This is a genomic window from Paracoccus fontiphilus (assembly GCF_017356265.1).
Lineage (GTDB): Bacteria > Pseudomonadota > Alphaproteobacteria > Rhodobacterales > Rhodobacteraceae > Paracoccus > Paracoccus fontiphilus.
The window spans coordinates 1-12034 of record NZ_JAFNAW010000092.1; the positions used below are offsets into that span (position 1 = coordinate 1).

A 12034-nucleotide genomic window follows, 5' to 3' on the forward strand; every position below is an offset into this window, starting at 1 on the left:
CTCGACACCCTCGATGAAGCCCGACATGCTGATCCCCCGCAGCCATGTCATAGTCTACCACGAACACCAGTTTCCACACAGCCTCGGCTCTATAGGGTCATTCGATGCACCAAGCACGAACGGCTGCTTTCGCCGAGACAGGCTGTTTCTGCTGCTTGACCAACAACGGATACTCCAGGAGCCAGCGACGGATCTCGCTCTCGCCCGAACTGGCTCCGCCGGTGAAAAGTGGCGAACCGTTCATGACGATGCCTGTCTGACGTCAGCGCCCATGGGACAGATTAGGCCGATTGCGTGACAGAGGGTTTCTGGCTCATCGTAGCCTTCATGGAGCGAAGATGAGCAAGAACCGAAGGACCGCGCCAGCGAAACCCGTGACAACAAAGGACGGTGCCGAGCGGGTCGTCAAAGATATCCGCCGGGCAACGCGCAAGATCCACACGGCTGAAGAGAAGATCAGGATTGTGCTTGCTGGCCTGCGCGGCGAGGACAGCATCGCAGAGCTGTGCCGTCGCGAAGGGATCGCCCAAAGCCTGTATTACAGCTGGTCGAAAGAATTCCTCGAGGCTGGCAAGAAGCGCTTGGCCGGTGACACGGCACGCCAGGCAACCAGTGGCGAGGTCAAGGACCTGCGCGCCGAGGCACTGGCGCTCAAGGAGGTTGTGGCCGACCTCACCCTCGAGAATCGCCTCCTCAAAAAAAACACGACCGGGGTTGGGGGCGAGCACGAATGAGATACCCTGCCGCCGAGAAGCTCGAGATCATCCGCATCGTCGAGCAATCCCACCTGCCGGTCCGCCGGACCCTGGCGCAGATCGGGGTGCCGCCGACAACCTTTTACCGGTGGTATGATCGATACGTCGAACACGGCCCGGAGGGGCTGGAAGACCGGCCGTCTCGGCCATCCAGGGTGTGGAACCGCATCCCCGACGCTGTGCGCGATCAGATCGTGGAACTGGCGCTTCACGAGCCGGATCTTTCGCCGCGAGAGCTGGCTGTTCGCTTCACGGATACGAAAAAGTACTTCGTGTCGGAAGCTTCGGTGTATCGCCTGCTCAAGTCCTATGACCTGATCACCAGCCCAGCTTATGTGGTGATCAAGGCTGCCGACGAGTTCAGGGACAAGACCACCCAGCCAAACCAGCTGTGGCAAACCGACTTCACCTATCTCAAGGTAACAGGCTGGGGATGGTTTTACCTGTCCACCGTGCTCGATGACTTCTCGCGCTACATTGTTGGCTGGAAGCTGTGCACCACCATGAACGCGGAAGATGTCAGCGCCACGCTCGACATCGCCCTCGCTGCATCAGGATGTGACAGCGTCACCGTGCTGCACAAGCCGCGGCTGCTCAGCGACAACGGCCCTTGCTACATTGCTGGTGATCTTGCCGAATACCTCGAAGAACATGGTATGGACCATGTCCGCGGTGCCCCCAATCATCCCCAGACGCAGGGCAAGATCGAACGCTGGCACCAGACCCTCAAGAACCGCATTCTGCTGGAAAACTATTACCTGCAGGGCGACCTCGAGGCGGCCATCGCCGCCTTTGTCGATCATTACAACAACCACCGCTATCACGAGAGCCTCGGCAATCTCACGCCCGCTGACGTCTACTTCGGACGCGGCCCGGAGCCAGGCAGCATAATCTCAACCTACAGAGCCAGAGCCCTCCAGAGCAAAATCAGGTCGCCTGTTCCAAATCATTCGACGACGGACACTCGACCGCAAAGCCCGAGCGCTTCAGCAGGTCCAGGGCCTTGAGGCCGTAGGGGCAGGTGTGGTCCGGCATCATCATCCGGTAAAGGTGGGCCGTCTTAGCGGCGGCAGGAGCGGTAGCGTCCAGCATCTTGAAGTCTCCTTGCTGTTCTTGTCACAGAGCAGATCGGTACGTATATAAGTCCTGTACCATAGTACGGGATCAAGGGTAAAAATGCTGACGATCGGAAAACTTGCCGAGGCAGGCGGAGTGGGTGTCGAGACCATCCGCTTCTACCAACGTAAGGAGCTTCTCCCGGTCCCTGTGCGCGACGGGGGCATTCGCCGCTATGACCAGGAGGACCTGCGGCGGCTCCGCTTTATCCGCAAGGCACAACAGGCTGGCTTCACGCTGGAGGAGATCAAGGAGTTGATCGAGCTGGACTCGGGTCATGACCATGATCGCGCACAGCATATGGCCAAGAAGCGGTTGGCCAAACTTGAGGAGCAGATTGCTGAATTGCAGCGGGCCCGGGCAAGCCTGCAAAGGCTTGCAGAGGCCTGTGCGGAAGACCAGTCAGGAGCTTGCCCTATTCTCTTTGCGTTCGACGATTAGGGCCTGCTCTGAAGGCAGGCATGCCAGAGACCGACACATGGAACTCGAACAGCGGCTCTGAAAACCTTCATCGATGCATGCGTCGATTGGAGGGCAGCAGCGCAGCCCAATCCGACGCTCGATTCATGTGCAGAACGGTCTATGCAGCCGGGTAGTGCGTGAAGACTTCGCTCGTGCCGTCCTTGCGAATGAGCAGAACATCATAGGCCTCGCGTTCGCTTTCGGGTCCCATGCCGGGTGAGCCGTAGGGCATACCGGGAACGGCCAGGCCGATGGCGTCGGGTCGTTCTTCCAGAAGACGGTGGATGTCAGCCACCGGCACATGGCCTTCGAGCATGTAGCCGTCGATACGGGCCGTATGGCAGGAGGCCATTGCCTCGGGAATGCCATTCTCGGACTTGTACCGCATCAGGGCGGTTCCGGCGCTGAGTTCGATCGTCACATTGAAACCGGCGGCCTCGACAATTTCGATCCACGCACCGCAGCACCCGCAGTTGGGGTCTTTCACCACGAGCATCTGGTTGTCGAGGCTGCGCGCCCTTGCAGGAAGGGCGGCCAGGGCGAACAGCCCCGCGCCTGCGGCCAGGATCGTTCGACGTGAAGGGTTCTTGCTGGTCATTTTATGTCCTTTCTCATGTGGATTGCAGGCTCAGAGCGTGACTCGCCTGAGCCGGAGGGCATTCGCAATGACAGAGACCGACGACAGGCTCATTGCCGCCGCGGCGATCATCGGCGACAGCAGCATGCCGGTCATGGGGTATAGCAGTCCTGCCGCGATCGGCACACCGGCGGCGTTGTAGACAAAGGCGAAGAACAGGTTCTGCTTGATGTTTCGCAGCGTGGCCTTGGCCAGGCGCCGGGCGCGGACCACGCCCATGAGATCGCCGCCCAGCAGCGTCAGGCCGGCGCTTTCGACTGCGACATCCGCCCCGGTGCCCATGGCGATGCCAACATCGGCGGCGGCAAGGGCCGGGGCGTCGTTCACCCCGTCGCCTGCCATGGCCACAACGGCGCCATCCTTGCGCAAGGCATCGATGAGGTTCTTCTTGTCCTCGGGCAGGACGCCAGCTCGCACCTCGTCGATGCCCAGCCTGGCGGCGACCGCCTCGGCGGTTCGCTGGTTGTCGCCCGTGGCCATGATGACACGCAGTCCAAGTTGATGAAGGGTCCGGATCGCCTCAGTGGTCGAGGCCTTGATCGGATCGGCAACGGCGACGATCCCGGCAAGCCGGCCGTCGACCGCGACGAACATGGCGGTCTTGCCGTCGCTGCGCAGGGCATCGGCGCGTGCCTCGGCCAGGGTGGAGTCAAGTCCGAGATCCGTCATCATCGCCGTGTTTCCCAAGGCCGCAGTCCGCCCCTGGACCGTGCCCTGCACCCCCTTGCCGGTGATGGCCTCGAACTCCGAGGCGGACTGCATTCCTACCCCGCGAGACACCGCGCCCTCGACAATGGCTTCGGCCAGCGGATGCTCGGACCCGCGCTCCAGGGCCGCAGCAACGGCAAGCAGTTCTTCTTCGCCCATGTCACCGAGGCTGATCACATCGGTCAGCCTCGGCCGTCCTTCGGTCAGTGTGCCGGTCTTGTCCACGATCAGCGTATCGACCGCCGCCATACGTTCCAGGGCCTCGGCATCCTTGATAAGAACACCGGCCTGTGCGCCGCGTCCGGCCGCCGTGGTGATCGAAATCGGTGTGGCCAGGCCAAGCGCGCAAGGGCAGGCGATGATCAGCACCGACACGGCGGCCGCGACCGCAAAGACCAAGGCCGGATCAGGTCCCCAGACCAGCCAGGCCATGAAGGAAAGAATGGCGATCGCCACGACCGTAGGGACAAAAACCGAGGACACCCGATCGGCCAGACCCTGAATCGGGGCGCGCGACCGCCGCGCGTTCGAGACCATCTCGACGATCTGCGACAGGACGGTATCAGCACCCACACGGCGCGCCTCGATCACAAGGCTGCCGTTCTTGTTGATCGTGCCGCCCGTGACCGGATCGCCGGGGCCTTTCTCGACCGGAACCGGTTCGCCAGTGATCATGCTTTCATCCACAGACGACCGGCCCTCGACCACTGTCGCATCCACCGGCACGCTGTCGCCGGGCCGCACACGCAGCCGGTCGCCCTCAACGACATTCTCCAATGGCGCATCATATTCAGTGCCATCCTCCAGCACCCGCCGCGCGGTCTTCGGCGCCAAGTCCAGAAGCGCACGGATGGCATCGCCCGTTTGTTCGCGCGCCCGCAGTTCCAGCACCTGGCCCACGAAGATCAGCGCCACGATCACGACTGCCGCCTCGAAATAGGTGCCGACGCCATGGCCCATCCGGTACTCCTCGGGGAACAGTCCGGGAAGGAAGGTCGCGACCATGGAATACAGGTAGGCCGCGCCGACCCCGAGCGAGATCAGCGTCCACATGTTGGGCGAGCGGTTTTTGATCGACTCCCAGCCTCGGCGAAAGAACGGCGCGGCGGCCCACAGGACGATCGGCGTGGCCAGAACCAATTCGATATAGGAAGCCAGCCGATGTCCGACCCAGTCCCTGACCGGTAGGTTGACCAGTTCACCCATGGTGAGGACGATCAGGGGAACGGCCGCAGCGGCGCTGATCCACATCCGCCGGGTAAATTCCGCCAGTTCGGGGCTGGGGCCGCCGGTCGGCAGCATCGGCTCCAGTGCCATGCCGCAGATCGGGCAGGCCCCGGGGGCATCGCGGATGATCTGCGGATGCATCGGACAGGTCCATGTCGTGCCGGTAGGCTGCGCGGCCTTGCGGCCTTGGGCGTGACCGCTGGCATAGAACCAGGGATCCTCCTTGAAGGCAGCGTCACACTTTGCCGAACAGAAGTGAAACGTCTTGCCGGCGAACTGGGCCTTGCGCGTCTCCGGGCTGACCGCGACGGTCATGCCGCAGACAGGGTCGATGGCGGTCGGGGCACCCTCCGGAATTGCGGCCGCACTATGATGATGGTGTTCCATTTCGCTCTTTCCTTGGTCCGGGGCGCGCGTTCCGGCTGAATTGCCACGGCAAAACCTTGGGTCGTTCGCGCGTGGCAGGGTAGAAAATAGGCTAAACCACCAGGGTGGCCGCGCGATCGAAACCGCGCGGCCGAAACCTTGTCACTTAGCGTTTTCGGAAAGCCAGGTTGTCATCTGCTCGATCTCGGCCGCCTGCGCCGCAATGACCTCCTCGGCAAGCGCCCGCATTTGCTCGTCCTTTCCGTGCTTGAGCAAGCCTTCGGCCATGTCGATGGCGCCTTGGTGGTGGGCGATCATCCCACAGGCAAAGGCCACATCGGCATCTTCATTCATCATGCCCTGATGCATGGCCGGCATCGTGACCATCATCTTGCGCATGTTTTCCTGAACATGCTGGGGCATATCCTCCATCTTCATGCCGCCCATGCCCATCATGCCCGCCATGCCGGAGCCCATGCCGCCAGCTTGCTGATCGGATCCCGTCGAGGCCCCCTCCATCTCGCCGGAGGGCATTTCTTGTGAGCCAGAGGATGCGGCACACTGTTCCGGAAGCTGGAATTCAGCATCTTGTGCGAACACAGGGCCCGAAAAGGTGGTCGCAGTGATTGCCAAGGCGGCAAGTATTTTAAGGGAATTCATGTGTCTTCTCCCAAGTAGGTTAGGTGGACGTTCAGGGTAGGCTGATGTTCAGAAAACAGATACGTGCATGATCACGTCATCAGGTTTCAGTCCTGCTCTGTTCAACTCCTTGGTGGACATTATACGCCCGGCTGGGACGGGCATTGTGCGTGTCGGGCTGGCGGACCCTGAAATTGGGTCAGGTTTCTCGGCCGTGTTGTTTTCTGAAGAATGATCCCCGCCAGTACCTGACTGAGATCCTCTTGTGCCGTGACTTGTTTCCTCAGCGTATGCAAAACTTGCCGTGATGCTGGCTACAGTCAAAGCAGCTACAAAGATGTTTTTCATCTTGCCTCCAAATGGCTTTAGAAAATTATTCCAGAATTTCAGTGATAGTCAGCTTGCCGTTCACGCGATCGGCAGCGAACTTGATGCTGTCGCCCTCGCTAAGCTTCTCAAGCATCTCTGGCTCAGCCACCTGGAACACCATCTTCATGGCGGGCATGTCGAGGTTTTTCAGTTCCTCGTGATCCACCGTCACCTTGTTCCATTTGGTGTCGATCTTGGTGACAGTCCCGTTCGTGATATGGGTATCCGCGAAAGCGGATCCAGCAGAAACGATCAAGGCAGCTGCGGTCAATTGGATCAGTTTCATGGTCTCGTCCTCGCTTTTTCAGGATTTGGTGACGTTCAAGGGGCCGTGCATGCCGGCCTCGTAGTGGCCCAGCATCAGGCAGGCGAATTCGAATTCACCTGCATTCTTAAAGGTCCAGAGGATCTCTCCGGTCTCGCCCGGCTGCAGGCGGACTGCATTTGGGTCGTCGTGTTCCATTTCAGGAAACTTGGCCATCAGCTCTTTATGCTCGGCGTTGGCCTCGACCGTATCCATGACGAACTCATGCTCCAGTTCACCCTTGTTGGTGATGACTAGACGGACGGTCTCGCCGGCTGCGAATGACAGCTCCTGGGGTTCGAAAACCATGGCGCCATCATCGGTTTCCCGCATGGACACCTCGACGGTCTTCATCTCTCCGTCGGTTGCCGGGGCGCCTGCAGCGTAGTCATGGCCGCCTTCATGGGTTCCTCCCGCCAGTGCAAAGGACGGGAAGAGGGCAACAGCAGTTACCAGCATCAACGATTTCATCGGATTTTCCTTGATTGTTGCTCGATAGTGAGGGTCAGCCCAACCGATTGCCGCCGCGGGGCGTCAGGATGGTTCGGGGGCTGTCGTTGCTGGCATGTTCGGGCAATTCACCCGTCCATTCCCAGGCCTGCGTACCGGGAGGGTTCTCATACCAACCCGGATCCGAGTAATCGTCGGGCGCGATCCCCTCGCGCACCTTAACGACAGAAAACATGCCGCCCATTTCCAGGGGCCCGAACGGACCCCAACCGGTCATCATCGGGATCGTGTTTTCAGGGATCTCCATGGACATCTCGCCCATGTCCGCCATGCCTGCGGTTCCCATTGGCATATAACCTGGCTGGTGCTTGCGGATCATCTCCGTCACACGGGCCTTGTTGGCACCAATGAAGGTGGGCAGTTCATGGCCCATTGCGTTCATGGTGTGGTGTGACTTGTGGCAATGGAATGCCCAATCACCCACATGATCGGCGTTGAACTCATAGGCCCGCATGGATCCTACCGGAATGTCGATGGTGACTTCTGGCCAACGGGCCTCGGGCCGAACCCATCCACCGTCCGTGCAGGTCACCTCGAAATCATAGCCGTGCATATGGATGGGGTGATTGGTCATGGTCAGGTTGCCCACACGCACCCGCACCCGGTCTCCCTTGCTGACGACCAACGGATCAATGTCCGGGAAAATTCGGCTGTTGAACGTCCAGAGATTGAAATCCGTCATCTCGGCGACACGCGGGATGTAGGTACCCGGATCGATGTCATAGGCCGCCAGCAGGATCCCGAAATCGCGGTCCACCGGCATGAAGGCCGGATCACGCGGGTGCACGATGAAGAGCCCCATCATGCCCATGGCCATTTGGACCATCTCGTCGGCATGAGGGTGATACATGAACGTGCCCGACTTCACTAAGTCGAATTCATAGACATAGGTCTTGCCGACCGGGATGGAGGGATGGCTCAAGTTCCCCACCCCATCCATGCCGGACGGCAGGATCAGCCCATGCCAGTGAACCGAGGTGTGTTCGGGCAGGCGGTTGGTAACATAGATGCGGACCCGTTCGCCCTCGATGGCCTCGATCGTCGGGCCTGTGGACTGGCCGTTATAGCCCCAAAGGCGAGCCACCATCCCGTCGGCCATGATCCGTTCGACGGGTTCGGCGACAAGGTGGAATTCCTTGACGTTCCCGTTCATCCGGTAGGGCAGCGACCAGCCGTTCAGCGTGACGATGGGGTTGTATTCGATGCCTGTCGTCGGGCGCGGCGGTATCTGGGTATAGGGACTATCGGTACTCGCCGCTTCCGGCAGATCGCGAAACCGCGTTTGTGCCATCCCCGCACTTACGGTCAGTGCGGCCGCACCGGCACCGATCCCCGCGCCCAGCATTGCTCTGCGGTTCATCATTCCTCTTCCCCTTCCTCGCTTGCGCTTCCACCTGTCGCCCCGCCCCAAATCGCTGCGGTCGCATCGGCTTCGGCCAACCAGTAATTGCGCTTTGCCTCGGCAGCGCTCAGCTCCGACTCCAGCTGCTCACGAGCGTCGTTCAGCAATTCAAAGGTCGAGGTCAGCATGCCGTTGTAGCTGAGGAGCGCCTGTTCATTGATCTCGCGCCGCAGAGGGAGAACCTGATCGCGCCAATGGCGGGCAATCTGATAGCTGCCGGTGACCGAGGTATGGGCCGCGCGGGCCTCTGATCGGGCATCGACGGCAGCCTGCGCGAGGCTGTTGGCGGATCGCATGTATTCCAGGCTGCCTCGGCGCGAGAGCAATCCGCCCGTGTCATAGACCGGGATCTGGAACTCGACGTCCATAACAGGGGAGCGCTCGGACTCTCCCTCTTCACGCTCGATTTCCACGCCAGTTGCAAATTCCGCATCCCCGATCATCCGGGTCTGCCCGTTCAAGCGGTACTGGTTGGCAATGGCCTGCAACTCCAAACGTCCGGCAGCCAGATCGACACGATTGGCGAGCGCCTGGCGTTCGATATCGGCACGGCCCGGCGCGCCTCCGGGCAACGCTGGCAGCCGGTCGGGAACAAAGAACTCGGTTCCGCTGCCCCAGAGACCCATCAAGCGGACCAGCTTCTCCTTGGCGAGCTGCGCTTCCAGCTTGGCTGCCGCTTGCTCAGCGGCCAGTTCGGCGGTGAAAGCATGTTCGCGTGCCTGATCGGCCCGGCTCAAAGCACCGGTGGCTCCCAGTTCGGATGCCAGTTCCGACGCCGCATTGGCGGTACTTTGAGATTGGCCGATCAGAGCTGCCGCTTCGAAGGCGCCCACTGCTTCGATCCAGCTGCGCCGCGTTTCATGGGCCAAGGCCAGGGTTTCGCCCGCAGCTGCCAATTGAGCCTGCCGGAAGCGAAGTTCGGCCGTCCTTGTCCGGGGCTTCTGGGTGGCAATGTCAAGGATCGACGAAATGAGCGTTGCCTCGATCGAGCGGGTGACATCGCCGCCCGCCAACCCGGACACCGAAAGTCCCACCGAAGGAACCGGACCACGAGCGGTTTCCCAAAGGTCGGCCGCCGACAGGCCCAGTTCCGCATAGCGCGCCTGAAGGCCAGGGTTGTTCAACAGCGCGATCTGGACCGCCTGATCGGCATTCAGGGTCTTGCGGTGAGCCATGGCCCGAACGCGCTGCGCATTCGCTTCCCGTTCAGCCGGGCTTTGCAACCACACCGCATCGGCACCCGCGGCGCGGCGGGAGATGTCGGAGACCGGAGCAAATCCGGCTCGCTGGTCGCTGGCTCTTTTCATTGTCGCGACATCGGCGCAAGCCGACAGCATTAGGACGGTGCCCAGGGAGAAAGACACGAGCTTTCTCATTCGCCACCCCCGATCTGCTCGGAGTTCAGGGTGGTCCAGTCCGCAGGCTCCATGACCCGCCGCGCGGTATAATTGACTGTTGGTCCTGCCGGAGCGATTGAAACGGGGCCTGCCGCGTCTGCTGCGGGAGGAGATGACATGTCCAGGGGCGGCAGCGGCGCACAGGCGGCTGCCAACAGCGGCAAAGCCGCCGTGAAGATCGGTTTCATGAGACTTGGGTTCCGCTTGAGATCAGAATGATGGGGGCTGCGACCTGCTCAGGCCACAACAAGCATCGTTCGGATCAGCCGCGCGGAGGGCGGCGGAGACCTTCCGGAATCGTGAGTTCGACCAATGATTCCGGCTGGATCACGGCCAAGGTCTGTCCGACGTCAGTGGCCGGCATGACATTGTTGAAAGGGGGAAGCGCCGTCGAAGGACAGGCGTGCGCTTTGCAATGAGAAGCATGAGCGTCCTTGGACGCATCATGATCTTCAGCATGTCCCTGGTGCTGATGGGCGGCGCTTTCAGTCTCGGCCGCGATGTCATCATGACCAGGATTATCCTGGTTCAAAGCGGCCAACTGGTTGGAGACGGTATCGGAAACTGCCCGTACCGATGTAATCTCACATTCCAGTGCCATCGCCGCCTTGGCTGACGATATGGCGAAGCTGGCCGAGACGATCGTCACGACAAGCACGGTAACAAGCTGGCGCAGCAAGCTCGACATTCTTACCGAATAAATCCGCAGAGCCGTCGCAACAACAGAATTTTGGCTTGGCTGACAGGAACGTTATCGCTGATAGCCGGAAGAGCCAGGAGACTTCCGGGGAATTGGGGGGCAGTTTTCCCGGCCGTTGATGATGGCTGGAATGAACTTGCAGGGGGCAAGGGTCGCGGCACTTTGTCGCTCCCATCTTCCACTTGACTGTCTTTGGCCTGATATGAGGAGTAGAAAGGGCGCAGCAACATGAGGCACAGGGTGCTGACCAACCACATGCGACTGCCGGGGGCGTCTGACGAGTATCCGTGCGCTCTTGTTTGCAGTCATGCAGGGGGTTTGACACGAATGCCGGCCCTTGGAGGGGGATTGTCCTTATGAGTGCTGAAGCCAGATCTGTCAGGCTAAGCCTGCAGGACTGGCTGCGGAAGGCCGCCACTGTCATCCTGATGGTAGCCTTTGCCGTCCTGGTCCTGCAGACAACGGCGCATGCCGGAATGGGCGCGCACATACGCCATGACGACTTGGCAGTGGCGGCGGCAGATCACCATTGCCAACCTTCTGACGCGTCTGCGGGCGCATCTGGGCTTTCCTCCTCGGATCACTGTGGTGCCGATGCGGACAGGCTGGATGCCTATGGCGACAGCTGCGACCAGTTCTGCGGGCTCTTTATCGTTCTGCCTCGTCAATCGCTGACCGATCCGCTTGTCGGCGGAGACTTCCTGTTCAAAATCTGGTCGGACCGTCTCGGTCGGACGGCTCTGGGACTCCTTCGGCCGCCGCGTTCGTTCGTGGCTGCATAACGGCCCAAGGCCGACGGGACAGGTGTCTCGCGGCCGTCTCAGCCCATCGGCCGAGAGCACTGTCCCTAAACACCAGATTTCGGCAGGAGCCGTGCGTCCATGCGTGATGCCGCTCCTTCACAGCACAGGAATAAATCAATGAAACGAACTGCAATTGCCCTTTCCTTGGGTCTGTCGGCGGTACTACCCGCTGCTGCCCTCGCTCAGGGCGAGCATGGAACTCATCATTCTGCCGAGCAGCAAGGTCAGGTTGCGACGTCAGCCTCACCGGCAATGCCGATGGAGAGCATGAACGGTCCATCCTCGCTCATGATGCAGGAAATGTCTGCCGAATGCGTAGCTGCCATGCAGAAGATGAGGCAGGCCATGATGGCTGCGTCTTCGCCTGATGCGGCAACCCCGGTCAGCAAGGACGTTCCCGATTTCACTCAAGCCAATATCCTGGCGATGGACGCGATGCATGCGCCCATGGCTCGGGGCATCATGGCTGATGACCCGGACGTCGCCTTTGTTCGCGGCATGATCCCGCATCATCAGGGCGCGATCGCCATGGCCCGCGTGGTGCAACAACACGGTGTCAACGGCGGTGCAAAATCCGGCCACGCGGCGGGGTAAAATCAGGCCAGGCGGCGGTGACCGGCACCATGGCGCGCGCGCTCA

11 protein-coding genes and 1 pseudogene are annotated in these 12034 nt (G+C 60.9%); 4 read left to right on the forward strand and 8 right to left on the reverse strand.

The window, feature by feature from the left end; genetic code table 11:
* Nucleotides 1-338: 338 nt before the first annotated feature.
* Nucleotides 339-1627, forward strand: a pseudogene (locus tag J0F76_RS18835) (IS3 family transposase); the annotation flags it as partial.
* Between the two features lie 304 nt (nucleotides 1628-1931).
* Entirely contained in the window at nucleotides 1932-2312 is a 381-nt protein-coding gene (locus tag J0F76_RS18840) for a MerR family transcriptional regulator (protein ID WP_207471861.1), read from the forward strand.
* 139 nt (nucleotides 2313-2451) lie between these two features.
* Here the strand turns inward: J0F76_RS18840 and J0F76_RS18845 are convergent, their stop codons facing one another.
* The 8 genes from J0F76_RS18845 to J0F76_RS18880 form a co-directional block, all read right to left on the reverse strand.
* Nucleotides 2452-2931 carry a DUF411 domain-containing protein gene (locus J0F76_RS18845; protein ID WP_207471862.1) on the reverse strand — a complete coding sequence of 160 codons (480 nt, stop codon included), beginning with the start codon at nucleotides 2929-2931 and terminating at the stop codon, nucleotides 2452-2454.
* A 30-nt stretch (nucleotides 2932-2961) separates the two neighbouring features.
* A complete protein-coding gene (locus tag J0F76_RS18850) occupies nucleotides 2962-5292 on the reverse strand; it encodes a heavy metal translocating P-type ATPase (protein ID WP_207471864.1) in 2331 nt (776 codons plus the stop codon).
* 141 nt (nucleotides 5293-5433) lie between these two features.
* Nucleotides 5434-5931, reverse strand: coding sequence for a CopM family metallochaperone (gene copM / locus J0F76_RS18855; protein ID WP_207471866.1), 498 nt, complete (start codon nucleotides 5929-5931; stop codon nucleotides 5434-5436).
* A gap of 352 nt (nucleotides 5932-6283) precedes the next feature.
* The gene (locus J0F76_RS18860) at nucleotides 6284-6565 is read right to left on the reverse strand and encodes a copper-binding protein (protein ID WP_207471868.1); all 282 of its coding nucleotides are present in this window, start codon (nucleotides 6563-6565) and stop codon (nucleotides 6284-6286) included.
* An 18-nt stretch (nucleotides 6566-6583) separates the two neighbouring features.
* Nucleotides 6584-7054, reverse strand: coding sequence for a cupredoxin domain-containing protein (locus J0F76_RS18865; protein ID WP_207471870.1), 471 nt, complete (start codon nucleotides 7052-7054; stop codon nucleotides 6584-6586).
* A gap of 34 nt (nucleotides 7055-7088) precedes the next feature.
* Nucleotides 7089-8456: a multicopper oxidase family protein gene (locus J0F76_RS18870; protein ID WP_103174181.1), complete on the reverse strand. Its 1368-nt coding sequence runs from the start codon at nucleotides 8454-8456 to the stop codon at nucleotides 7089-7091.
* The gene (locus tag J0F76_RS18875; protein ID WP_207471872.1) at nucleotides 8453-9871 is read right to left on the reverse strand and encodes a TolC family protein; all 1419 of its coding nucleotides are present in this window, start codon (nucleotides 9869-9871) and stop codon (nucleotides 8453-8455) included. The genes J0F76_RS18870 and J0F76_RS18875 overlap by 4 nt, the downstream gene beginning before the upstream one ends.
* A gap of 283 nt (nucleotides 9872-10154) precedes the next feature.
* Entirely contained in the window at nucleotides 10155-10580 is a 426-nt protein-coding gene (locus tag J0F76_RS18880) for a hypothetical protein (RefSeq protein WP_207471874.1), read from the reverse strand.
* A 368-nt stretch (nucleotides 10581-10948) separates the two neighbouring features.
* On the opposite strand from J0F76_RS18880, the gene J0F76_RS18885 reads away from it, so the two are divergent.
* Both J0F76_RS18885 and J0F76_RS18890 read left to right on the forward strand, forming a co-directional pair.
* Complete coding sequence (locus tag J0F76_RS18885) at nucleotides 10949-11374, forward strand: hypothetical protein (RefSeq protein ID WP_207471876.1); 426 nt, start codon at nucleotides 10949-10951, stop codon at nucleotides 11372-11374.
* A 138-nt stretch (nucleotides 11375-11512) separates the two neighbouring features.
* On the forward strand, nucleotides 11513-11989 hold the full coding sequence (locus J0F76_RS18890; RefSeq protein WP_242690426.1) for a DUF305 domain-containing protein: 477 nt from the start codon (nucleotides 11513-11515) through the stop codon (nucleotides 11987-11989).
* The last annotated feature ends 45 nt before the right edge of the window (nucleotides 11990-12034 follow it).